Consider the following 21,967-nt stretch of genomic DNA (forward strand, 5'->3'; position numbering starts at 1 on the left):
GACCCCGACCCCACACGGAGGTGGAGAGTGCTCGTACGACTCACGCGCCCCACGCTGTCCCTGGCGGCCGCGACCGCCCTGGTCGGCGCGCTGCTCGCGCTCGGCACACCGGACCGCGCCGATGCCGCGGTGCCGGACACGATCACCCTGACGGTGACCAACAACTCCGGCCGCACCGACCCGGTGTACCTCTACGACATCGGCACCCAGCTCTCCACCGGACAGCAGGGCTGGGCGGATGCGAACGGCACGTTCCACGCCTGGCCCGCGGGCGGCAACCCGCCGACTCCCGCCCCCGACGCGGCGATTCCCGGCCCCGCCGCGGGGCAGTCGAAGACGATCCGGATCCCCAAGTTCTCCGGCCGGATCTACTTCTCCTACGGCCAGAAGCTCGTGTTCAAGCTGACCACCGGCGGTCTCGTGCAGCCGGCCGTGCAGAACCCCAGCGACCCCAACCGGGACATCCTGTTCAACTGGTCCGAATACACGCTCAACGACGCGGGCCTGTGGCTCAACAGCACCCAGGTCGACATGTTCTCGGTGCCGTACGCGGTCGGCGTGCGGCGCGCGGACGGCGGCGTGAGCACCACCGGTCACCTCAAGCCGGGCGGCTACAAAGGGGTGTTCGACGGGCTGCGCGGTCAGACGGGCGGCTGGGGCGGACTGATCCAGACCCGCTCCGACGGCACCGTGCTGCGCGCGCTCTCCCCCGGGCACGGCCTGGAGACCGGCGCGCTTCCCGCGTCCGCCATGGACGACTACGTGGGCCGGGTCTGGAACAAGTACACCACCTCGACGCTCACGGTCACGCCGTTCGGCGACCAGCCGAACACCAAGTACTACGGCCGGGTCTCGGGCGGCGTCATGAACTTCACCGACGGCTCCGGCGCGGTGGTGACGAGCTTCCAGAAGCCGGACGCGGACAGCGTGTTCGGCTGCCACAAGCTGCTGGACGCGCCCAACGACGCGGTGCGCGGCCCCATCTCTCGCACGCTGTGCGCGGGATTCAACCGGTCCACGCTGCTGACGAACGCCAACCAGCCCGACAACAACCCGGCCGGCTTCTACCAGGACGGGGTGACGAACCACTACGCCCGGCTCATCCACGGGCAGATGGCCGACGGCAAGGCGTACGCGTTCGCCTTCGACGACGTCGGCAACCAGGAGTCGCTGGTGCACGACGGCGACCCGCAGCAGGCCTACCTCACACTGGATCCGCTCAGTTGACGCGGGTGTCCCGCACGCGGAGCGGTTCCGCGTGCGGGACAGCTGCGATGCGTTCAGCTGGTCGTGACGGCGGTGTCGTCCACCAGGCCGATCGTCGTCGAGGACGGGGTCGTCATCCCGGCGGAGTGATCACACTCCCGCAACGTTCGCCTGCCACAATCGGGACGGAACTGACGTACGACCGCCGGAGGACCCCGTGCCGCCCACCGACCGCCCGCTGCGCAAGCTGGGCTTCCTCACGATCGGACTCTTCGACGCGGCCGATCCGGGCCGGGGCCACGAGTCCACGCTGGAGATCATCGAGCTGGGCGAACGGCTGGGCTTCGACAGCGCCTGGGTGCGCCACCGCCATCTGCAGTACGGCATCTCGTCGCCGGTCGCCGTCCTGGCGGCCGCCTCGCAGCGCACCAGCCGGATCGAACTGGGCACCGCGGTCACCCCGTTGGGCTGGGAGAACCCGCTGCGCCTCGCCGAGGACCTGGCAACGGTCGACATCCTGTCCGGCGGGCGTCTCAACCCGGGCGTGAGCGTGGGCCCGCCGATGCACTACGACCAGGTGAAGGACGCCCTGTACCCGGACACGGCCAACGCCGAGGACTTCAGCCACCAACGGGTGCGCAGACTGCTGGACTTCGTGCGCGGCAGGCCGGCCACCGACTTCGACGGGACGGCAGGGTTCGAGGTGTTCTCGAAGGTGGTGCAGCCGCACTCCCCCGGGCTCGGCAGCCGTCTGTGGTACGGCGGGGGCAGCCTGCGCTCGGCGCGCTGGGCGGGCGAGCACGGGATGAACTTCCTGACGAGCAGCGTCGTCAAGGCCGAGGATCCCGAGGAGGGCCGGGACTTCGCCGACATCCAGCTGTCCCACATCCGTGAGTTCCGCGCCCACCACCCGGACGGTGACGCGGCCCGTGTCTCCCAGGGCCTGGTGGTGATCCCCACCGACTCCGCGACGCCCGAACAGCGCGCCAAGTACGCCGAGTACGCGGCGCGGCGTCTGCCCCGCACGGCGTCCCCGCAGGGTCCCGCGCGGCTGCTGTTCGCGCCCGACCTGGTGGGCAGTTCGGCCGAGATCGCGGAACGGCTGCACGCGCACGCCGCGTTCCGCGAGGTCGACGAGGTCGCGTTCGCGCTGCCCTTCACCTTCGCACACGAGGACTATGTGCAGATCCTCACCGACATGGCGACCCTGCTGGGCCCCGCGCTCGGCCGCCCGGCGACCACCTGACTCACCAACGGCCGGCCCGGGTACCGGCGATCGGCTCCGACGGCCTGCCGTCCACCCCCACCGGCACCTCACCGGCGAGCATGACCCGGTGCATGGTCCGCGTGCAGCGAAGGTGGGCGGTGTCCGACGGCGCGAGGTGGATGGTGGCCCGGTTGTCCCAGAAGGCCACGCTGCCCGGCTCCCAGCGGAAGCGGACCGTGTACTCGGGCCGTACCGCCTGGGCCAGCAGCATCTCCAGCAGCGCCGCGCTCTCCGGCCGGGAGACGTCCACGATGCGTTCCACGTAGTAGCCGTTGATGTACAGCACCCGTTCGCCCGTCTCCGGGTGCACCCGCACCAGCGGGTGCACCGAGGCCACCTGATGGTCCAGCAGATGGCGCAGATAGGCGTCGTCGCCCGAGCGGGACCGGTAGCCGACGCCGAGCCGGTGCTCGGCGCGCAGGGTGTCGGCGAAGGCACGCACCGGCGCCGACAGCCCGGCGTAGGCGGCGGCCAGATTGGACCAGGTGGTGTCGCCGCCGTAGGGCGGGACGGTCTCGGCGCGCAGGATCGTCGCGGCGGGCGGGTCGATCCGCGCCCCGTGGTCGCAGTGCCAGCCGCGCAGCAGGGTGTGCCGGCGCCGTTCCAGCCACTCCTCGTGCTCCATGCCGAACCGGCCGCCCAGCTCCAGCCGGTCGGCGGTGGTCTCCACCGCCGGGTGCTCGGCCGGCGAGGCGCTGCCGCGCCGCCCGAGGACCACCGGCTCGCCGAAACGGCGCGCGAAGGCGACATGGCCGGCGTGGTCCAGGCGCTGTCCGCGGAAGAACACCACCTTCCAGCGCAGCACCGCCTCCCGGATCAGGGCGACCACCGCGGCGTCGAGGCCGGCCGCCAGGTCGACGCCCGTGATCTCGGCTCCGATGTGCCCGGCGACCGGTCGCACCTCGATTCCGGCCACCGGCTCCGCCCGCCGCCCCGTGCCCCTGTCCGTCGTCATGGCCTCATCCCACCCGTCCGGTTGATCACCGCTCACCCTATCCGTGACGCTGGGTGTACGACACAGCCGACGGAAGGTCCCACCGTGATCAGCACTGCGATGCACACGCTCAACGACGGTACGACGCTCCCGGCCATCGGGCTGGGCACCTGGCCGATGACCGACGACCAGGCCGAGCAGGCGGTGCGCGGCGCGCTGGCGGCCGGCTACCGCCTCGTGGACACCGCGACGAACTACCGCAACGAATCGGGGGTCGGCCGGGGCATCGCGAGCAGCGGTGTGCCCCGGGAGGAGGTCGTGGTGACGACGAAGCTGCCGGGCCGCCACCACGGGTACGAGGAGACCCTGGCCTCCTTCGAGGAGTCCCGGCGCCGGCTCGGCGTGGAGTATGTGGACCTGTATCTGATCCACTGGCCGCTTCCCCGCGTCGGCAAGTACGTCGACGCATGGCGGGCCATGATCAAGCTGCGCGAGGACGGACTCGTCCGTTCCATCGGCGTCTCCAACTTCACCGCCGAGCACATCGAAGAGCTGGAGGAGAGGACGGGGGTGCTGCCGTCCGTCAACCAGATCGAGATGCATCCCCTCTTCCCGCAGGACGGGCTGCGCGCCTTCCACGCGGGCAAGGGCATCGTCACGGAGAGCTGGAGCCCGCTCGGCCGGGACGTCCGGCTGCTCACCGACCCGGCCGTGGTGGCGGTCGCCGGCGCGCTCGGGGTGACGCCCGCCCAGGCGGTGCTGCGCTGGCACGTCCAACTGGGCGCCGTGCCCATTCCGAAGTCGGCCGACCCGGCCCGGCAGCGCGCGAACCTGGACGTGTTCGGCTTCGAGCTGAGCGACGCGCAGATGTCCGCGGTCGGGGACCGCGCGCACCGGCGCCTGGGCGGGGACCCCGAAACCCACGAGGAGTTCTGAACGCCCCGCCCCGTCAGGGGCGCGAGGAACTGCGCGACCAGCCACAACACACCCGCAGCCGCAAACGGCGATGGCGCCCCCGGGCGATGGCGAAAGACGGTCCGGATCAGGTTGGCGTCAGCCGGTTCGTGACGGGTACCCGGCGGGAGCCAGTCGCACGGAAGGAGCCGCGCGTGGGCAGCGACGACCGGCTGCGGACATACCGTGGCAAGCGGGACTTCGGGCGGACCCGTGAGCCGCGGGGCGCGGTGGCCCGCGGCGGTGAGGAGCCCCGGTTCGTGGTCCAGATCCACGACGCACGCCGGATGCACTTCGACTTCCGGTTGCAGGTCGACGACGTGCTGAAGTCCTGGTCGGTGCCGAAAGGCCCGTCCGGCGATCCGCGGGACAAGCGGCTCGCCGTGCCGACCGAGGACCATCCGCTGGAGTACGAGGACTTCGAGGGCGTCATCCCACGGGGCGAGTACGGGGGCGGAACGGTGATCGTCTGGGACCGCGGGACGTACGAACCGCTCAGCCACGACCGTGCCGGGCGGCCGGTCGACTTCGCCCGCTCGCTGGCGGACGGGCACGCCACGTTCCGGCTGCACGGCACCAAACTGCACGGCGAGTACGCGCTGACCCGGTTCCGGGGGCGCGACGGGGAGGATGCCTGGCTGCTGGTCCGCAAGGGTCCGGGCACATCCTCGGGACACGGCACCCCCGACCCGCGCCGGGCCCGCTCGGTCCGCACCGGCCGGACCCTCGCCCAGGTGGCCGCGGACGACGGACCCCCGGCCCGGTGATCACTCCTCGGGCAGCGGCTGCTCCGCCGGGCCCGCAGCGGCACCGCCAGGATCGAGTGGACGCCCTTGGGGGAGCGCGCGTTGCGTTCGTCGACCCACCGGGCGAACTCCGGGTCACCGCCGTGGCCACGAGATGCTCCATATGCCCCAGGATGATCCCGTCGGTGCCGCATCAAGCGCGGCGGACACCCGCGCCTCTTTGGGGGCGCGGGGAACTGCGCGACCAGCCACGACGGCGCGGCAGACGAAGGATGTGCGGGCTCGACGCCCCCAGCCGGCCGCAGCACCGCATGCCCACCGGTACCGCGCGGGCGCAGGCGTGGTGGGTCAGGCCGAGGCCGGCGGGGTGCCGTTTTCCTCGGGGGGCTCGCCGTCGGCGGAGTGCGCCAGGAAGTCGTCGACCATGCGGTGGAAGAGGGTGGCCAACTGCCGTAGTTCCTCGGGCGTCCAGTCGGCCAGGGCGACCTGCATGCCCCGCGCCCCGGCGTCCCGGACCCGGCCGACGGCCTCCCGGCCGGCCTCGGTCAGCTCGATCCGCTGGGCCCGGCGGTCGTCCGGGTCGGGGACGCGGCTGACATAGCCGGCCTTCTGGAGTTGCTGCACCGTGCGCGTCACATGGGACGCCTCGACGCCGAGCCGCTGGGCCAGTTCGCCGGGCCGCAGCGGCTCGGTGTCCACGATCTGCCGCAGCAGCGCCACCGCGGCGCGGTCCAGCGGCACCCCGGCCAGCGCCATCAGCCGGTCGTGCTGCCGGGCCCGGGTGCTCAGATACGTGATGCGCGTCAGCGCGCGCTCGATCTCGACGACCTCGGCGGAGGCGGCGGGAGCGCCGGGCAGCGGTTGTGTGGACATGCCCACCACTTTACCATATCGTTGCGTAACTCAAGTAATTCGGAACGGCCGCACGGCACCCGTGGCCGCAGCGGCGGCGGGCGGTCCGTCCCGGGCACGTCCCGGGCGTCCCGTGGGACGCGGGAACGGTATCCTGACTGGTCGTCACGGAAACGCTGGCTGTCGTGATCACGGCTCGTGGTCACGAGAACGACAGCCCGGAGGTTTCCATGATCCGACGGACCGTGAAGAGCGGCCTGCTGGCCACCGTCGCGGCGCTCGCGCTCCTGCCCACGGCGGCGTCGGCCGCCGATGCGGGCTGGACGGCACCGCTGCCCGCGCCGGCCGCCGCAGCCCAGTCCGCCCTTTCGTCAGTGCCGCCCGCCCCCGCCCGGCACGCCCCGGTGCGGCACGGCGCCGAGCACCGGCACCACTGGCACCACTCGCACCACGGGCACCATGGCCAAGCGCACCACCGGCACCACGCCACGCACCGGGTGCACGGCATCGCCCTGCGGACCGCATACCGGCAGGGCCCGTCCACCACGGGGCGGGTCGCCACCCACCATGTCCGGCTGAACGTCCGTTCCGGCCCGGGCACCGGACACCGGGTGGTCGGCCACCGGCACGACGACCGGCTCGTGACGATCACCTGCAAGACACACGGTTCGTGGGTGTCGGGCAACCGGACCTGGTACCGGCTGGCGCACCACAAGGGCTACGTCTCCGCGCGCTACGTGCGGGTCGGCACCGCCGTGCCGTGGTGCTGACGGCTCCGGCCCGCCCCACGCCCTGACCGTCGAAGGCCCGTTCGGGAACCCTGGAAAGCGCGGAGTTCCCGAACGGGCCTTCGGTCTGTCGCTACCTCACCCCTCTTCTGTCACAGCCCGGTTGGGCCTCGGTCCGGCCGGGAAGCCATGGCGACATCAGGGGCGAAGTGCCCATAGCGGAAAAGGAGTCGAGGGACGCACCATGCGGCAGCCGCCACCCCCCGGACCCACCTCTGCCGACGAGCCGCTGGCGGTGCGGCTGCGCGCACTCAAGGACCGTACGGGACTGAGTCTGGCGGCGCTTGCCGCCCGCACCCCGTACAGCAAGTCCGCCTGGCACCGCTATCTGACCGGCCTCCAGCGCCCGCCCCGCTCGGCCGTCGAGGCGCTCGCCCGGCTCGCCGACGTCGATCCCGGCCCGGTCGTGGCGCTGTGGGAGGCCGCCGGCGGCCCGCCGTGCCCGGGGGTGCCCGCGGCGGCCGGCCCGCCCCGCCCGCCACGGTCCCGGTTGCCGCGGCTGCCGCTGTCGGCACTCGCGCTGCTGGCCGTGGCCGTCGCGACGGCCACGGCGTTCGCGGTCTCCGGCCGGCACGGGCCGCAGGGGGCGCAGAACGTCGTGGCGGCCCCCCACTGCCACGCCGCGGCCTGCCGGGGCACCCTGCCGGACGCGTCGGCCTGCGCGCGGGACGCGCGGACCGAAAGCGCCGTTTCGGACACCGGGTACGACGTCCGGCTGCGCTACTCGCCCACCTGCAAAACCGTCTGGTCGGAGGTGCGGGTGCGCTCGCCGCGTGCCCGTGAGGTGTCCGTGCGGGCCGGCCAGGACGTGCTGTCGGCGGCCTATTCCGCCGCGGACCCCACCGGGTACACCAGCCCGATGCTCGCGGTGCCCTCGTCCCGGGGCGTGGAGGCGTGCGCGGCGGTGGAGGGCAGGCTGGCCTGCACGGGTGTGTACGTCGACGCGTCCGACGCGGGCGCGGGCTCCGGGGCGGGGCGGTGAACGCCGTGGCCGCGCCCGTCGACGGTCCCGCCCCCCTCGGACCGGAGACCAAAGCGCCTTGAGCCGACCGGCGGTGTGCCGCGGGTGGGAAACGACCCGATGGTCTTAAGGGCCCCGTGCCTGTCCTCGGCCCGGCCGGCCGGCCGGGACGGCAGGGCCGTCTCCGGCGCGGGCCCGGCCTCCCGCGTGCCCGACTCGTCCCGCAGGCCCGCCGGTCGGCAGACGCCCGGACGTCGCCGTGCGCGGGCCGCCGGGACGGGCCCGTTCAGGGGAACCGGCGGGAAAGGCGCGTGAGCACGCCGGACCCGGTCGAGACCTTCTGCCGTGACCGCGACCCTTGCGACGATCCCGCCGATGCTCGCCACCCCCGGCACGCTGCCGCCCGCCGCCCAGGACGCCCGGTGGGCCTACGAGACGAAACAGGACGGCCAGCGCGTCATGGCCTATCTGCCCGGCGACGGCAGCCTGTTGCTGCGCGCCCGTTCGGGCGAGGACATCACCGGCGCCTACCCCGAACTGCGCGCGCTGGGCGGCGCCCTGGGCACCACGCCCGCGATCCTGGACGGCGAGGTGCTGGCCCTGGACGACCGCGGACGCGCCGACTTCCAGTTGCTGCAGAGCCGCATGGGCCTGGCGCACGCCCCCGACCGGGCGGCACGCCGGGCGGCCCAGATCCCCGTGCACCTCGTGCTGTTCGACGTGCCGCACCTCGGCCGCCCGCTGCTCGCGCTGCCGTACGCGCAGCGCCGGACACGGCTGGAGGACCTGGGGCTCGCCGGCCCCTACTGGTCCACGCCGGCCGCCGTCGTCGGGCACGGTGCCGAGGCGCTGCGGGCCACCCGGGAGCACGGCCTGGAGGGGCTGGTGTGCAAGCGGCTGGACTCGGTGTACGAACCGGGTGTGCGCTCCCGCGCCTGGATCAAGATCCGCAATATGCGCACCGCGGACGTCGTCGTGGGCGGCTGGCTGCCGGGCAAGGGGCGGCTCGCGGGGCTGCCCGGCGCGGTGCTCGTCGGCCAGCGCGCCGCCGGCCGGCTGCGCTACGTCGGCGGGGTGGGCACCGGCTGGAGCGAGGCCGAGCGGGCGGAGCTGACGGCGCTGCTGCGGGCCGCCGAAACCAGTGCGTGCCCCTTCGACCCGGTCCCGCGGATCGCCGGGGCCCGCTGGGTGCTGCCCCGGCTGGTCGGCGAGGTCGGCTACAGCACCCGTACCCGGGCGGGGCTGCTGCGTCAGCCGTCCTGGTACCGGTTGCGGCCGGACCTCACGCCCGAGGAGTCGGCCGCCGACCTGCCCGACGACGCCGTGTGACGGGAGTTCCGGGAGCCAAGTGTTGGGCGCGGCTTCACCGACGGGACGCCCGGGCCGTCTTGGCAACGTACTGACCGCCCGCGATCCTGAACTCCCCCACCTCCCACCGTAGTTGGAGGACGCAGTGTCGTCACGGACGTTCCGTATCCGGCCCGGGCGCTGGCTCACCGGGCTGGCCGGTGCCGCCGCCCTCGTCATCGCCTTCCCCGCCGTCGCCTTCGCCGCCCCACCGCCGGCGCTGCCCGTCAACGCCGAGGCGGCGGAGCTGACGTACCAGCCCGCCTTCGACTACGACACCGACGGCTGCTACTCGTCGCCCGCGATCGGCCCGGACGGCACGGTCAACGGCGGTCTGAACCCGACCGGCGCCCTCAACGGTCAGTGCCGCGACGCCTTTGACCTGGACAACACCAACGGCTACTCGCGCTACAAGTGCAACAACGGCTGGTGCGCCTATCTGTACGGCCTGTACTTCGAGAAGGACCAGGCGCTCGCCGGCACGAGCATCGGCGGCCACCGGCACGACTGGGAGCACGTCGCGGTGTGGGTGCAAAGCGGCCAGGTGCAGTACGTGTCGACGTCCAACCACGGCTCGTTCACCGTGCACGCGGCCTCCTCGGTCCGCTTCGAGGGCACGCACGCCAAGATCGTCTACCACAAGGACGGCATCAGCACGCACTGCTTCCGGCTGGCCGGCTCGGGCGACGAGCCGCCGGAGAACCACAAGGGCACCTGGCAGTACCCGCCGCTGGTCGGCTGGAACGGCTACCCGGCGGCGCTGCGTGACAAGTTGAGCGCATACGACTTCGGCAGCGCCCACTTCGGCCTGAAGGACGCGAGTTTCGCGTCGCACCTCGCCTCGGCCAAGCCGTCCGGCATCGCCTTCGACCCGTACGCCTGAGCCGGCGACGGCCACGCTCCGCCGCGGTGGGACGTGGCCCGGCCGGGCCGGCCGCCGCCCGAGGCGGACAAACCCCCGCACCGGGCCACGCGGTGGCCGGGAACCATCCGGCGACGGGCCGACGCGGGCCGGGTGAGGGTCTATCGTGTTTCCATGGCCGTCCCGGAACTCGTCCGCATCGTCTCCCGTGACTCACCCATGGCCCTCGCCCAGGTGGAGCGCGTCCGTGCCGAGCTGACGGCGCTGCACCCGCACGTACGCACCGAGGTCGTGCCGGTGAAGACGACCGGGGACAAGTGGCTGGGCGACCTCTCCCTTGTCGAGGGCAAGGGCGCGTTCACCAAGGAGGTGGACGCCGCTCTGCTGGCCGGCCGGGCGGATCTCGCGGTGCACTGTGTGAAGGACGTGCCGGCCGACCGGCCGCTGCCCGCGGGCACGGTGTTCGCCGCGTTCCTGAAGCGTGACGACATCCGCGACGCGCTCGTCCACCCGGGCGGACTCACCCTGGACGAACTCCCGGCGGGCAGCCGCGTCGGCACCTCCGCGGTGCGCCGCGTCGCCCAGCTGGCCGCCACCCACCCGCACCTGGGGTGCGTGCCGCTGCGCGGCAACGCCAACCGGCGGCTGGCGAAGCTCGCCGCGGGCGAGGCGGACGCGCTGCTGCTGGCGGTCTCCGGGCTGGAGCGGATCGGGCGGCCCGACATGATCAGCGAGGTGCTGTCGCCGGAGACGATGATGCCGCCGATCGGCGCGGGCATCCTCGCCCTGCAGTGCCGCGAGGACGACGCCGACCTGATCGCCGCCGTCAGCGGTCTCGGCGACCCGGACACCCATCGCGAGGCGACGGCGGAACGCATGTTCCTGCACGTCCTGCAGGGGCACTGCAACAGCCCCATCGCCGGTTACGCCCGCGTGGAGGGCGGCGGCGAGCTGTCCCTGCGGGCGTGTGTGTTCACCCCCGACGGCAAGACGCGGCTGAACGCCCACGAATGGGCCGGCCGGCTCGACCCCGCCACCCTGGGCACCTCGGTGGCGGTGTCCCTGCTGCGGCAGGGCGCCCGCGAGATCATCGACGGCATCCCGCACTGAACACCCGCGGCGCTCAGGCGCCCTCCGGCTCCGCCTGGTCCCGCAGGAACGTGCTCACCTGGTGGGCCAGGCCGCCCTGGCAGGCGCCCGCCGGGGCCGCCGCGGCCGGGCCCTCCGCCAGCCCGATGCCGCCCGCCCACAGCCGGCGGTCGGTCCACTCCTCGTCGACGCGCAGCTGCACCTGGACGTCCACCTGGGCCAGGGACGCCTCGGCGCCCGCCGCGTACAGCACGGCGGTGACCCGGCGCAGCGGGTAGACGTCGAAGCCCTCGATGAACTGGGAGTTGCGCCAGTCGATGAACGCGCCCTCCCCGTCCGGGCCGACCCGGACATCGATCTGGCCGTCCTCCAGTTGCACGGAGCAGTGCCGCGCGCCCCGGTTCTCGACGGTCACCCGGACGCTGAAGTACGTCAGCCCGTCGGCGGCGTCGTCGCGCCCGCGCGGCGGCTCCACCAGTTCCAGACGGTGGACGCGGACCCGCAGACCGGCATGCTCGTCGTACTCCTGCCAGTCACCGACCACGTTCGGCTCGTACACAGCGCTCCTTTCGGCCTCGGAGAGCTGCTGTCTATCTGTGCGCTCAGCGCACTGTCAAATGAGCGGAATACGCCATGGCCAGGTGATTCGCCCCCTTTGATCGCTGATCAAGCGTTGCGCAGCGGGAATCCGTTCCGCGGGCGTGAAGGCGGTGCGCGGCGCGTGCCGCACATCACGTCCGCGGCAAGATCAGCGAGCCAGCCGGCCGAGCAGGGACGAGGCCGCGGCGATGCCGAGGGCGGCGGCGACGGCGAGGACGCCGAAGTCGAGTCCCGGGTGCGCCGGGGTGCCGAGGAGCAGACCGCGCAGGGCGTCCACCTCGTAGCTCAGCGGGTTCACCTTGCTGACCGCCTGGAGCCAGCCGGGCATGACGGACACCGGGTAGAGGGCGTTGGAGCCGAAGAACAGCGGCATGGTGATCGCCTGCCCGAAGCCCATCAGCCGGTCGCGGCTGAGCACGATGCCCGCGATGGTCATCGACAGGCAGGAGAAGAAGGCGGAGGCGAGGACCACGGCCAGCGCGACGCCGAGCAGCTTCAGCGGGTTCCAGCTGAGCGCGACCCCGAGCAGCGCGGCGATGACGATGACGACGACGGCCTGGATCAGCGATTTCACACCGGCGGCGAAGGCCTTGCCGGTGATCAGCAGCCACAGCGCGGGCTGGACCGCCCTGGTGTACAGCTCGGTGCGGTCGTGGCGCAGCTTCTGCAGTTCGACGGCGCACATCGCGACGACCCGGGCGGGCAGCAGCCGCCAGCCGGCCCGGGGCTCGGGCGGGCGCAGCAGCAGGGCCGGGCCGGCGTCGGGGGCGCCGTCAGCCGACGCGGCGGGCGGTGCGGCGGGTGCTTCGGACATCGCGGAAACCTCCTGACTGGTCGTCGAGACCGCTGCCCGCGACGTCCCGGAAGACGTCTTCCAGCGTGGGCGGCGGGTCCGTGGCCGGCGCGCCCTCGGCCCGGCGGCGGTCGGCGAGCTGCCGCCGCAGTTCGGCCGGGGTGCCGAGGGCCCGGATGCGGCCGCGGTGCATGAGGGCGACGCGGTCGCAGTACTGGTCCGCCTCGTCCATGGAGTGGGTGGTGACCAGGACGGTCATGCCGGTCGCCGCGCGGACGGCGTTGATGTGGTCCCACACGCCGGTGCGGGCGATCGGGTCGAGGCCGATGGTCGGCTCGTCGAGGATCAGCAGCCGGGGCGCGCTGACCAGGGCCTGGGCCAGCTCCAGCCGGCGGACCATGCCCCCGGAGTAGGTGCTCGCCAGCCGGTCGGCGGCGTCCGCGAGACCGACGGCGGCCAGGGCCTGGCCGACCCGGGCGGCGCGTTCGCGGCGGGGGATGTCGAAGACCCGGGCGAACAGGACGACGTTCTCGCGGCCGGTGAGGCCGGCGTCGGCGGACAACTGCTGCGGGACGTAGCCGAGCAGGCGGCGTACCGCCATGCGCTCGGCGGCGGGGTCGTGGCCGAAGACGCGGACCATGCCGGCGGGCACGGGCAGCAGCGTGGTGATGCAGCGGATCGCCGTGGTCTTGCCTGCGCCGTTGGGTCCGAGCAGTCCGAATACCTCGCCCTCCCGCACGGTGAGGTCGAGCCCGTCCACCGCCCTCGTCTCGCCGAACCTGTGGGCGAGGCCGGTACAGGTGACGGCCTCGGCCGGACCCGCGGTGGTGTCGGGCTTCATGATTCCTCGGCCTCCTCGTGCAGGGTGACGGCCAGCCGGTGCAGCGCGGGGAGCGCCGCGCGCAGGGCGTCGCGTTCCGCCTCGGTCAGCCGCGCCGTATGCCGGCCGACCAGGGCGGCCCGGCGGCGCTGCCAGTCGCGCAACCGTCTACGGGCCGCCTCGGTGAGGTGCAGACGCGCGGCACGCCGGTCGGCCGGATCGGTCTCTCGGACCAGATGGCCGTCCCTGGCGAGCCGGTTGACCAGTGTCGACACGGAGTTGCCTGCCAGGTGCAGTTCCCGGGCGGCCTCCTTGATGCCGATGCCGGGCCGGGTCTGCACCAGGCGGAGGAGTTCCACCTCGGCGCCGCGCAGCGGAGGGCCGGTCGATCCGCCTCGCAGCCGGCGGCGGATCAGCCGCTGGATCCCGACCAGGGTGTCGGCCAGTTCCTCGGAGAAGGTCTCCGTCGCCGCACGGCCGGCCTGCGCACGACCGACCACCGGGCGATCCGTTTCCACACGAGAAGATTACCTCCCCTACAGAGGTATTTCCCTGCGAGGAAGACCAAAGGGCAAGTCAAGAAGCGTAGGCTGGATATCACCCTTTAGGCGGATCTGTTTCGATATAACAGGTCACGGGAATCTCCAGAAAAGTGCTTCGGACAGGAGGCACGTCCGTGGGGGCTCGGCCCGCAGATGCCGCCGCCCCGGACCCTCCCACCGGTCCGAGCGCGCGTCTCCCACGCTGTCCGTCCACCCGGCACACGCTGAGGGAGGTGCGCACCCATGACGGGTACCACCACCAGGGCCAAGCCCCATCCACACGACGACGCCCCCGACACGGCCGCCGCGTTCGAACGGCTCGCGGCACTGCCCGAGGGCCCGGAGCGCCGGGCGCTGCGCGACGAACTGGTCGGGATCTGGCTGCCCATGGCCGAACGGATCGCCGTCCGCTTCCGCGGCCGGGGAGAGGCGCTGGAAGACCTCTACCAGGTGGCGGCGCTCGGCCTGGTCAAGGCCGTCGACCACTACGATCCCTCGCGCGGCCGGGCCTTCGAGGCGTATGCGGTGCCGACCGTCACCGGCGAGATCAAGCGGCACTTCCGCGACCACATGTGGACCCTGCACGTGCCGCGCCGAGTCCAGGACCTGCGCAACCGGGTCCGCGGCGCCGTCAAGGAACTGGCCTCGGCGACGACCGGCCGGGTGCCCACCGTCGCCGAGATCGCCGAGTACACGCGGCTGACGGAAGCGGAGGTGCGCACCGGCCTGGAGGCCCTGGAGTGCTTCGCCGCGCTGTCCCTGGACGCGGAGACGCCCGGCGCAGACGGCCGCTCGCTCGGCGACACCCTCGGCGCGCCGGATCCCGGTTTCGACCTCGTCGTCGACCGGGCGGCCGTACGCCCGTGTCTTGAGGCGCTGCCCGAGCGCGAACGCACCATCCTCTACCTGCGGTTCTTCCGCGGTATGACACAGAGCCGGATCGCCAGCCAGCTCGGCATCTCGCAGATGCACGTCTCCCGGCTGATCAGCGGCTGCTGCGACCGGCTGCGCGAGGAACTGCTCGCCGATCCGGGCTGAGGCAACTGAGGCCGGGGACCGCGATCACTCCGTCGGTGTCTCCGGGAACTGCGTCGGCCCGTACCGGTCGAGCGCGTCCTCCAGTTCGGCGCCGATCTCGGGGGGTATGTCTCCCGTACGCCCCCAGATGAGGATGAGTTCGGCGATGTTGCGCAGCTTGATGTTCGTGTGCTGCGAGACCTCCTTCAGCACGGCCCACCCCTCGTCGGGGGTGACCCGGCCGAGCGCCACCACCATGCCGATGGCCTGGTCCACGACCGCATGGGAGGTGACCGCCTCCTTCAGCTGGTGCACCTCTTCCTGAAGCTCGAAGATCCGGTCCGGCTCGCCGTCGCCCATGCATCCATCGTCGTCACTCGCCCGGCCGCCTGCCACCGGACCGCTCGACAGGCAGGGGAACGGGTTCCGGTTGGACACTGGTGACAGACCGGTGGCCACCGGTCCATGAGATCAGGACGCGACTGTGATGAACCATGACACGCCCCTTGCCGGCGATCCGAAGAAGAAGGACGTCATCTCCACGCACTCCGTTTTCGGCGCACCGTGCTGGGTGAGTCTCACCAGCCGTGACCTCGGGGCCACGGCGGACTTCTACTCGGCCGTGCTCGGCTGGCGGTGGCGCAGCGTCCGGCTCGGCGACCACTTCCGGATCGCACTGGCGAACGGGGTGCCGGTCGCCGGGATCGCCGCGGTCGCCGCGATGTGGCAGATGGCGGTGGCATGGACACCGTACTTCGCGGTGCGGGACGCGGACGTGGCCGTGAGCCGGGCCCGCGAGCGCGGCGGTACGGCCGCGGTCGGACCGCTGTCCTTCCCGCCCGGCCGGGCGGCCCTGCTGGCCGACCGGGACGGCGCGACCTTCGGGATCTGGGAGGGCCAGCTGATCTCCAACTGGGAGTCGTGGCGGCGGGCGTCCCCGACCTTCATCCGCCTCCACACGCGCAACGCCTTCGACTCGGCCCTCTTCTACGGCGAGATCCTCGACTGGGCCTCGGGGCTGCCCGGCTGCTGCGAGGTCGAGTACGAGGGCGGGGAGGTCGTGCTGCGCAGCGAGGGTGCCGTCGTGGCACGCATCGACTCGGGCGCGGTGGAGGCCGCGCCCGATCCCGCGGTCCGGCCGCACTGGCAGGTCCACTTCTACGTGACCGACGTGACCACGTGCGGACGGGCCGCGGAGAAGCACGGGGGCAGTGTGCTGCGGGAGGATGCCGCCGAGGCCGTGCTGCGTGACCCGGACGGGGCGCAGTTCACGGTGACTTCGCGGCGCGGCCGGTGACAATGCGCGGGGCGCTTTTGGCGGGGTTCGGCTTGGTTGGGTTGCTGTGTTGTTCCGGGTGCGGTGAGGTGGGGGCGCGGTGGGTTCCGTCGGCGTTCGGGTGCGGCAGCGTTGTGGCTGGGCGCGCCGTTCCCCGCGCCCCTTGCAGGGGCACCAGGCAGTCGTTCGGGTGCGGCGGCGTCGTGGTTGGTCGCGCCGTTCCCCGCGCCCCTTGCAGGGGCACCAGGCAGTCGTTCGGGTGCGGCAGCGTTGTGGCTGGGCGCGCCGTTCCCCGCGCCCCTGGCGGGGCGCTGCCCGGCCTTCCAGTGCCGCAGCATCGTGGCCGTAAACGCCTTAGTAGGTGGGGGGACGGGAGAGGAGGAGCAGGCTTCGGGGGGCGATGCGGTGGGGGGTGTCGGGCTTGTGGGCTTGTTCGTTCGGGATGCCGTCGGGGGCGGCGGTGTCGATCAGGGCGGTCCAGCGGTCGCCGTACGTGGCGTCGGGCAGGCGGAAGTCGACGGGTTCCCAGTAGCTGTTGAGGAGCAGCAGGAACGAGTCGTCGATCACCCGTCGCCCGTGGGGGGCGCGTTCGGCGATGGCGTCGCCGTTCAGGAACACGCCGACCGAGTGCGCGTCGGAGCGCTGCCAGTCCCGGTCGGTCATCTCGCGCGCGTCGGGCAGCAGCCACACCAGGTCGGGCAGCGGCTGTCCGGCGTGGGTGGCCGTCTCGCCACGGAAGAAGCGGCGCCGGCGCAGCACGGGGTGGGCGGCGCGCAGCCCGATGACGTACCGGGTGAAGCGGGTGAGCGTGTGCTGCTCGTCGGTCAGCCGCCAGCCGATCCAGGAGATCTCGCTGTCCTGGCAGTAGGCGTTGTTGTTGCCGCGCTGGGTGCGGCCGAGTTCGTCGCCGTGGCACAGCATCGGGATGCCCTGCGACAGCAGCAGCGTCGCCAGGAGGTTGCGCTGCTGGCGGGCCCGCAGTTCGAGGACCGCGGGATCGTCGGTGTCCCCCTCGACGCCGCAGTTCCAGGACCGGTTGACGCTCTCGCCGTCCCGGTTGCCCTCGCCGTTGGCCTCGTTGTGCTTGTCGTTGTACGAGACTAGGTCGCGCAGCGTGAAACCGTCGTGCGCGGTCACGAAGTTGACGCTGGCCCTCGGGCGGCGCCTGCTGTGCGCGTAGAGGTCCGAGGACCCGGTGAGCCGGGAGGCGAACTCGCCGAGCGAGCCCGGCTCCGCCCGCCAGAAGTCCCGTACGGTGTCCCGGTACTTGCCGTTCCACTCCGACCACAGCGGCGGGAAGTTGCCGACCTGGTAGCCGCCCTCCCCCAGGTCCCAGGGCTCGGCGATGAGCTTGACCCGGCTGATCACCGGGTCCTGCTGGATCAGGTCGAAGAACACCGACAGCCGGTCCACCTCGTGGAACTGCCGGGCCAGGGTCGCCGCGAGGTCGAAGCGGAAGCCGTCCACGTGCATCTCGGTGACCCAGTACCGGAGCGAGTCCATGATCAGCTGGAGTACGTAGGGGTGCCGCATCAGCAGGCTGTTGCCGGTGCCGGTGGTGTCGTAGTAGTGCGCCCAGTCGCCGTCCACGAGGCGGTAGTAGGAAGCGTTGTCGATACCGCGGAAGGAGAGTGTGGGGCCGTGCTCGTTGCCCTCGGCGGTGTGGTTGTAGACCACGTCGAGGATCACTTCGAGCCCGGCCGCGTGCAGCGCCTTGACCATCGCCTTGAACTCGTTGACCTGCTGGCCGCGGGTGCCGAACGCGGCGTAGGCGTTGTGCGGCGCGAAGAAGCCGATCGTGTTGTAGCCCCAGTAGTTGGACAGCCCGCGGTCCTGGAGCACGCCGTCCTGCACGAACTGGTGCACAGGCATCAGCTCGATGGCGGTCACGCCCAGCGAGGTCAGGTGCTCGACGATGGACGGGTGGGCGAGCGCGGCGTAGGTGCCGCGCAGCCGCTCCGGGACGTCCGGGTGGGTGCGCGTCAGGCCGCGTACGTGCGCCTCGTAGATGACGGTCTCGGCGTACGGCCGCCGCAGCGGGCGGTCGTCGCCCCAGTCGAAGTAGGGGTCGGTCACCACGCCGAGCATGGAGTGCCCGGCGCTGTCGGCCGGGGCGGGGCCGAAGGGGGCGCGTTCGTAGAGCGAGGCGTGGTTGTCGATCTGTCCGTCGACGGCGCGCGCGTACGGGTCGAGGAGCAGCTTCGCCGGGTTGCACCGGTGGCCGAGGCCGGGGTCCCAGGGACCGTGCACACGGTAGCCGTAGCGCCGGCCCGGACCGACCCCGGGGACATAGCCGTGCCACACGAACCCGTCGACCTCGGTCAGCGGGAGACGGGTCTCGGTGCCCGCTTCGTCGACCAGGACGAGGTCGACGCGTTCGGCGACCTCGCTGAACAGGGCGAAGTTGGTGCCCTGCCCGTCGAAGGCGGCGCCCAACGGGTAGGGGTGCCCGCTCCACACGGGCACCCCTGTACGGGACGTCGACGCCGTCACCGGGCGCCCTCCAGGGCGGCCACAGGCACGCCCGCCGCCCGGGCCGCCGGTGCGGCGGCCGGAGTGTCGCGCGGCACCCGGCGCATCTGGCGCAGGCTGGGCGCCGGGGCCGTCGGCACCAGAGGGACACGTTCGCCCGCACGGGCCCGCTGCGAGAACCAGATGATCTTGCTGCCGGTCTCCGACGCACAGCACCCCCAGCCGTCGCTGATCGCCGCGATGCGGGTCAGGCAGGGCCGCAGATCCTGGTCGGGGCGCAGATCACGGTCGTCGTCGCCGACGGCGGTGATCAGGTGCTGGCCGTTCCACCACATCTCGATCGACGCGCGCTTGTCCGTGGCGTGATCGTCGATGGCGCGCAGCAGCAGTTCCGCGCCGCTGCGGACGGGGACCACGAGGTTCTCCAGGTCCCAGTGGCGTAGACGGGCGGCCAGGATGCGGCCGACCTGTCCCACCCGCTCGGGGCTGACTTCCACGTCGAGGTGGTAGTAGCAGGGCACTGCGGTCTTCATCGTCGCTTGCTCCTCACCGGCAAAACTCCCGCTCGTCATCGCCCCCCACGGGCATGGGCCCCGATCACGGAGCGTCGAGCGCTGGTCGCTTCGAGTCAGATCCACAGTGGAGGCGCTACGCCATTCGTGCAACAGGAGCACACCCGAGGTGGTTGAAGAACCAACAAGACGCTGCGTGCTCATCCGTGCACCATGGGTGAAATGCCTCGATCGCCGTAACGGACCCGTGCCACGTCGTGCCCGGAGTCCACCCGACCGTCGGGAAACGCGCCCAGTCGAGAGCGTGGAGGGTGAACAGGGCCATGCTGATACCCGCGAAGGCCGAGGTGGCCAGGCAGCTGCTCCGGTACCGGGCGTGCGAACGCGCGATGCTCGCGGCGCCGTCCGACCGCGCGGTGCGGGCCACGTTCGAGGACTCGGGCTACACCCTGTGCGTGCTCATGGGAAAGCGCTGCGCGCGGGAGGCCGCGCAGGCCGCGGAGCGCTGTCTGCGCGGCGGCCGGGACGGCCGCCCATGGGAGCGGGACGGCGGGCCGCGACGCCGTGGCGGGATCCGGCGGGCGCCCCCGGTGCAGCCGCGTTCCAGGGCGGCGAGGCACTGAAGGTTCCGCGCAGACCGGATCCACGGCCGGGCCCCGGGCCCGGCTTCGCGCACGGCGGAGGTGAGACCCATGAGTTCGACTCCGGCCATCGGCCGCATCCCGGTCCTCGATGTCCGCCCGGTGGTCCTGGGCGGACGCCGGCCCGCCAAGGCGGTCGTCGGGGAGACCTTCGAGGTGTCCGCGACCGTGTTCCGCGAGGGGCACGACGCGGTGGCCGCCCATGTGGTGCTGTGCGATCCCGAGGGCCGGCCCGGCCCCTGGACCCCGATGCGCGAGACGGCCCCCGGCACCGACCGCTGGGGCGCGGACGTCACCCCGGACGCGATGGGCCGCTGGACCTACCACGTGGAGGCATGGGGCGACCCCGTCACCACCTGGCGGCACACCGCAGGGATCAAGATCCCGGCCGGCCTCGACACCGGGCTGGTCCTGGAGGAGGGCGCCGAGCTGTACGCACGGGCCGCCGCCCGGGTGCCGCAGGGGCCCGACCGCGACCTGGTGCTGGCCGCGGCGCGCTCGCTCGGTGACGACTCGCGCCCGCCGCGGGAGCGGTTGGCGGTGGCGTCGGCGCCGGAGGTGGAGGAGGTGCTGGCCCGGCATCCGCTGCGGGAACTGGTCACCGCCTCCACACCACTGCCCCTGCTCGTGGAACGCGAACGCGCCCTGTACGGCTCCTGGTACGAGTTCTTCCCCCGCTCCGAGGGCACACCCCAGCACCCCCACGGCACCTTCCGCACCGCAGCCCGACGCCTCAAACCCATCGCGGACATGGGCTTCGACGTCGTCTACCTCCCCCCGATCCACCCCATCGGCACCACCCACCGCAAAGGCCGCAACAACACCCTCACCGCCCACCCCGACGACGTCGGCGTCCCCTGGGCCATCGGCTCACCCCAAGGCGGCCACGACACCGTCCACCCCGCCCTCGGCACCACCGAAGACTTCCGCCACTTCGTCGAGCAGGCCACCGCCCACGGCCTGGAAATCGCCCTCGACCTCGCCCTCCAGTGCTCCCCCGACCACCCCTGGGTCCACAAACACCCCCACTGGTTCCACCACCGCCCCGACGGCACCATCGCCCACGCCGAGAACCCCCCCAAGAAATACCAGGACATCCACCCCCTCGCCTTCGACACCGACATGGACGGCCTGATCACCGAAACCCTCCGCATCCTGCGCCACTGGATGGCCTGCGGCGTACGCATCTTCCGCGTCGACAACCCCCACACCAAACCCGTCGTCTTCTGGGAACGCGTCATCGCCGACATCAACACCACCGACCCCGACGTCATCTTCCTCGCCGAAGCCTTCACCCGCCCCGCGATGATGCACACCCTCGCCCAGATCGGCTTCCAGCAGTCCTACACCTACTTCACCTGGCGCACCACCAAACAGGAACTCACCGACCACCTCACCGAACTCACCGGCGAAGCCGCCGCCTACATGCGGCCCAACCTGTTCACCAACACCCCCGACATCCTCCACGCCTACCTCCAGCACGGCGGCCGCCCCGCCTTCGAGACCCGCGCCGTCCTCGCCGCCACCCTCTCCCCCACCTGGGGCATCTACAGCGGCTACGAACTGTGCGAGAACACCCCCCTGCACGAGGGCAGCGAGGAATACCTCAACTCCGAGAAATACCAGCTCACCCCCCGCGACTGGGACACCGCCACACACGAACACCGCACCATCGCCCCCCTCATCACCCGCCTCAACACCATCCGCCGGCGCCACATCGCGCTGCGCCGCCTGCGCAATCTGCGCTTCCACTCGACGGACAACGACGCCGTCCTCGCGTACAGCAAGCGCACCGGAGACGACACGGTCGTGGTGGTCGTGAACCTGGATGCGCACCACACCCAGGAGGCCACAGTCTCGTTGGACATGCCGCAACTCGGCCTGGACTGGCACGAGTCGGTGCCGGTGCACGACGAACTGACGGGTGAGACCTATCACTGGGGCAGGACCAACTATGTGCGTCTCACACCCGGCCGGGCGCCGGCGCACGTGCTCCATGTCCGGCGATCCATACCCCAGATCGGAGGGTCTGCAGCCTCATGACCGTGAACGAGCCCGTGCACGACACGTTCGAGGACACTCCCGCCAAGGACCGGGATCCGGAGTGGTTCAAGCGCGCCGTGTTCTACGAGGTCCTGGTCCGCTCCTTCCAGGACAGCAACGGTGACGGCGTCGGCGACCTGAAGGGCCTCGCCGCCAAGCTGGACTACCTGCAATGGCTCGGCGTCGACTGCCTCTGGCTGCCCCCCTTCTTCAAGTCGCCGCTGCGCGACGGCGGTTACGACGTC

At 72.2% G+C, this 21,967-nt stretch carries 23 protein-coding genes; 14 read left to right on the top strand and 9 right to left on the bottom strand.

Annotation, left to right across the window (positions count from 1 at the left end; translation table 11 throughout):
• The first annotated feature begins 27 nt into the window (after positions 1–27).
• The gene (locus tag ACFYTE_RS32965) at positions 28–1,227 is read left to right on the top strand and encodes a glycoside hydrolase family 64 protein (protein ID WP_388718572.1); all 1,200 of its coding nucleotides are present in this window, start codon (positions 28–30) and stop codon (positions 1,225–1,227) included.
• 196 nt (positions 1,228–1,423) lie between these two features.
• Positions 1,424–2,452, top strand: a complete 1,029-nt coding sequence (locus ACFYTE_RS32970) for an LLM class flavin-dependent oxidoreductase (protein WP_388718574.1) — start codon at positions 1,424–1,426, stop codon at positions 2,450–2,452.
• Position 2,453: 1 nt separating this feature from the next.
• Here ACFYTE_RS32970 and ACFYTE_RS32975 read toward each other — a convergent pair whose 3' ends face one another.
• Positions 2,454–3,428: a TauD/TfdA dioxygenase family protein gene (locus ACFYTE_RS32975; RefSeq protein ID WP_388718576.1), complete on the bottom strand. Its 975-nt coding sequence runs from the start codon at positions 3,426–3,428 to the stop codon at positions 2,454–2,456.
• 84 nt (positions 3,429–3,512) lie between these two features.
• On the opposite strand from ACFYTE_RS32975, the gene ACFYTE_RS32980 reads away from it, so the two are divergent.
• Together ACFYTE_RS32980 and ACFYTE_RS32985 are read left to right on the top strand one after the other, a co-directional pair.
• Positions 3,513–4,343, top strand: a complete 831-nt coding sequence (locus ACFYTE_RS32980; RefSeq protein WP_388718578.1) for an aldo/keto reductase — start codon at positions 3,513–3,515, stop codon at positions 4,341–4,343.
• A 173-nt stretch (positions 4,344–4,516) separates the two neighbouring features.
• Positions 4,517–5,128, top strand: coding sequence for a DNA polymerase ligase N-terminal domain-containing protein (locus ACFYTE_RS32985; RefSeq protein WP_388718580.1), 612 nt, complete (start codon positions 4,517–4,519; stop codon positions 5,126–5,128).
• Positions 5,129–5,455: 327 nt separating this feature from the next.
• On the opposite strand, the gene ACFYTE_RS32990 is transcribed toward ACFYTE_RS32985, so the two are convergent.
• Entirely contained in the window at positions 5,456–5,980 is a 525-nt protein-coding gene (locus ACFYTE_RS32990) for a MarR family winged helix-turn-helix transcriptional regulator (protein WP_388718582.1), read from the bottom strand.
• A 209-nt stretch (positions 5,981–6,189) separates the two neighbouring features.
• Between ACFYTE_RS32990 and ACFYTE_RS32995 the strand changes: the two genes are divergently transcribed.
• The 5 genes from ACFYTE_RS32995 to hemC all read left to right on the top strand — a co-directional run bounded on the left by ACFYTE_RS32995 (position 6,190) and on the right by hemC (position 11,027).
• Positions 6,190–6,729 carry an SH3 domain-containing protein gene (locus ACFYTE_RS32995; protein WP_388718584.1) on the top strand — a complete coding sequence of 180 codons (540 nt, stop codon included), beginning with the start codon at positions 6,190–6,192 and terminating at the stop codon, positions 6,727–6,729.
• Between the two features lie 202 nt (positions 6,730–6,931).
• Entirely contained in the window at positions 6,932–7,729 is a 798-nt protein-coding gene (locus ACFYTE_RS33000; RefSeq protein ID WP_388718586.1) for a DUF2690 domain-containing protein, read from the top strand.
• Positions 7,730–8,083: 354 nt separating this feature from the next.
• Positions 8,084–9,037: an ATP-dependent DNA ligase gene (locus tag ACFYTE_RS33005; protein WP_388718626.1), complete on the top strand. Its 954-nt coding sequence runs from the start codon at positions 8,084–8,086 to the stop codon at positions 9,035–9,037.
• A 124-nt stretch (positions 9,038–9,161) separates the two neighbouring features.
• The gene (locus ACFYTE_RS33010) at positions 9,162–9,938 is read left to right on the top strand and encodes an NPP1 family protein (RefSeq protein ID WP_388718588.1); all 777 of its coding nucleotides are present in this window, start codon (positions 9,162–9,164) and stop codon (positions 9,936–9,938) included.
• A 153-nt stretch (positions 9,939–10,091) separates the two neighbouring features.
• The gene (gene hemC / locus ACFYTE_RS33015) at positions 10,092–11,027 is read left to right on the top strand and encodes a hydroxymethylbilane synthase (protein WP_388718590.1); all 936 of its coding nucleotides are present in this window, start codon (positions 10,092–10,094) and stop codon (positions 11,025–11,027) included.
• A gap of 13 nt (positions 11,028–11,040) precedes the next feature.
• Here hemC and ACFYTE_RS33020 read toward each other — a convergent pair whose 3' ends face one another.
• The 4 genes from ACFYTE_RS33020 to ACFYTE_RS33035 all read right to left on the bottom strand — a co-directional run bounded on the left by ACFYTE_RS33020 (position 11,041) and on the right by ACFYTE_RS33035 (position 13,737).
• Positions 11,041–11,565, bottom strand: a complete 525-nt coding sequence (locus ACFYTE_RS33020) for a hypothetical protein (protein WP_388718592.1) — start codon at positions 11,563–11,565, stop codon at positions 11,041–11,043.
• A 189-nt stretch (positions 11,566–11,754) separates the two neighbouring features.
• On the bottom strand, positions 11,755–12,420 hold the full coding sequence (locus tag ACFYTE_RS33025) for an ABC transporter permease (protein WP_388718594.1): 666 nt from the start codon (positions 12,418–12,420) through the stop codon (positions 11,755–11,757).
• On the bottom strand, positions 12,380–13,240 hold the full coding sequence (locus tag ACFYTE_RS33030) for an ABC transporter ATP-binding protein (protein ID WP_388718596.1): 861 nt from the start codon (positions 13,238–13,240) through the stop codon (positions 12,380–12,382). The genes ACFYTE_RS33025 and ACFYTE_RS33030 overlap by 41 nt, the downstream gene beginning before the upstream one ends.
• Positions 13,237–13,737, bottom strand: coding sequence for a MarR family winged helix-turn-helix transcriptional regulator (locus tag ACFYTE_RS33035; RefSeq protein WP_388718598.1), 501 nt, complete (start codon positions 13,735–13,737; stop codon positions 13,237–13,239). The genes ACFYTE_RS33030 and ACFYTE_RS33035 overlap by 4 nt, the downstream gene beginning before the upstream one ends.
• A gap of 267 nt (positions 13,738–14,004) precedes the next feature.
• On the opposite strand from ACFYTE_RS33035, the gene ACFYTE_RS33040 reads away from it, so the two are divergent.
• Positions 14,005–14,799, top strand: coding sequence for an RNA polymerase sigma factor SigF (locus ACFYTE_RS33040; protein WP_388718600.1), 795 nt, complete (start codon positions 14,005–14,007; stop codon positions 14,797–14,799).
• A gap of 24 nt (positions 14,800–14,823) precedes the next feature.
• On the opposite strand, the gene ACFYTE_RS33045 is transcribed toward ACFYTE_RS33040, so the two are convergent.
• Positions 14,824–15,138 (bottom strand): ANTAR domain-containing protein, encoded by a 315-nt coding sequence (locus ACFYTE_RS33045; protein ID WP_388718602.1) that lies wholly within the window; start codon positions 15,136–15,138, stop codon positions 14,824–14,826.
• A 127-nt stretch (positions 15,139–15,265) separates the two neighbouring features.
• On the opposite strand from ACFYTE_RS33045, the gene ACFYTE_RS33050 reads away from it, so the two are divergent.
• Positions 15,266–16,075: a VOC family protein gene (locus ACFYTE_RS33050; RefSeq protein ID WP_388718604.1), complete on the top strand. Its 810-nt coding sequence runs from the start codon at positions 15,266–15,268 to the stop codon at positions 16,073–16,075.
• A 333-nt stretch (positions 16,076–16,408) separates the two neighbouring features.
• On the opposite strand, the gene glgX is transcribed toward ACFYTE_RS33050, so the two are convergent.
• Both glgX and ACFYTE_RS33060 read right to left on the bottom strand, forming a co-directional pair.
• Positions 16,409–18,520 carry a glycogen debranching protein GlgX gene (gene glgX, locus ACFYTE_RS33055; RefSeq protein WP_388718606.1) on the bottom strand — a complete coding sequence of 704 codons (2,112 nt, stop codon included), beginning with the start codon at positions 18,518–18,520 and terminating at the stop codon, positions 16,409–16,411.
• Positions 18,521–18,543: 23 nt separating this feature from the next.
• Positions 18,544–19,059, bottom strand: a complete 516-nt coding sequence (locus ACFYTE_RS33060; RefSeq protein ID WP_388718608.1) for a pep a2 — start codon at positions 19,057–19,059, stop codon at positions 18,544–18,546.
• Between the two features lie 302 nt (positions 19,060–19,361).
• Here ACFYTE_RS33060 and ACFYTE_RS33065 point away from each other — a divergent pair, with 302 nt between their 5' ends.
• The 3 genes from ACFYTE_RS33065 to ACFYTE_RS33075 all read left to right on the top strand — a co-directional run.
• Positions 19,362–19,661, top strand: a complete 300-nt coding sequence (locus ACFYTE_RS33065) for a DUF5133 domain-containing protein (protein ID WP_388718610.1) — start codon at positions 19,362–19,364, stop codon at positions 19,659–19,661.
• Positions 19,662–19,730: 69 nt separating this feature from the next.
• Complete coding sequence (locus ACFYTE_RS33070; RefSeq protein WP_388718612.1) at positions 19,731–21,722, top strand: alpha-1,4-glucan--maltose-1-phosphate maltosyltransferase; 1,992 nt, start codon at positions 19,731–19,733, stop codon at positions 21,720–21,722.
• Positions 21,719–21,967 (top strand): alpha-amylase family glycosyl hydrolase (locus tag ACFYTE_RS33075; protein ID WP_388718614.1); only part of this gene is annotated, 249 nt, incomplete at its 3' end. The genes ACFYTE_RS33070 and ACFYTE_RS33075, both read left to right, overlap by 4 nt.

The organism is Streptomyces sp. NPDC004629, from assembly GCF_042873595.1.
Classification (GTDB): domain Bacteria; phylum Actinomycetota; class Actinomycetes; order Streptomycetales; family Streptomycetaceae; genus Streptomyces.

Bases quoted from the DNA above. Each gene is read 5' to 3' on its own strand.
- ACFYTE_RS32975 (WP_388718576.1), bottom strand. From the start codon at position 3,428: ATGACGACGGACAGGGGCACGGGGCGGCGGGCGGAGCCGGTGGCCGGA.
- ACFYTE_RS32990 (WP_388718582.1), bottom strand. From the start codon at position 5,980: ATGTCCACACAACCGCTGCCCGGCGCTCCCGCCGCCTCCGCCGAGGTC.
- ACFYTE_RS32995 (WP_388718584.1), top strand. From the start codon at position 6,190: ATGATCCGACGGACCGTGAAGAGCGGCCTGCTGGCCACCGTCGCGGCG.
- ACFYTE_RS33000 (WP_388718586.1), top strand. From the start codon at position 6,932: ATGCGGCAGCCGCCACCCCCCGGACCCACCTCTGCCGACGAGCCGCTG.
- ACFYTE_RS33005 (WP_388718626.1), top strand. From the start codon at position 8,084: ATGCTCGCCACCCCCGGCACGCTGCCGCCCGCCGCCCAGGACGCCCGG.
- hemC (WP_388718590.1), top strand. From the start codon at position 10,092: ATGGCCGTCCCGGAACTCGTCCGCATCGTCTCCCGTGACTCACCCATG.
- ACFYTE_RS33025 (WP_388718594.1), bottom strand. From the start codon at position 12,420: ATGTCCGAAGCACCCGCCGCACCGCCCGCCGCGTCGGCTGACGGCGCC.
- ACFYTE_RS33030 (WP_388718596.1), bottom strand. From the start codon at position 13,240: ATGAAGCCCGACACCACCGCGGGTCCGGCCGAGGCCGTCACCTGTACC.
- ACFYTE_RS33040 (WP_388718600.1), top strand. From the start codon at position 14,005: ATGACGGGTACCACCACCAGGGCCAAGCCCCATCCACACGACGACGCC.
- ACFYTE_RS33045 (WP_388718602.1), bottom strand. From the start codon at position 15,138: ATGGGCGACGGCGAGCCGGACCGGATCTTCGAGCTTCAGGAAGAGGTG.
- ACFYTE_RS33050 (WP_388718604.1), top strand. From the start codon at position 15,266: ATGAACCATGACACGCCCCTTGCCGGCGATCCGAAGAAGAAGGACGTC.
- ACFYTE_RS33060 (WP_388718608.1), bottom strand. From the start codon at position 19,059: ATGAAGACCGCAGTGCCCTGCTACTACCACCTCGACGTGGAAGTCAGC.
- ACFYTE_RS33065 (WP_388718610.1), top strand. From the start codon at position 19,362: ATGCTGATACCCGCGAAGGCCGAGGTGGCCAGGCAGCTGCTCCGGTAC.
- ACFYTE_RS33070 (WP_388718612.1), top strand. From the start codon at position 19,731: ATGAGTTCGACTCCGGCCATCGGCCGCATCCCGGTCCTCGATGTCCGC.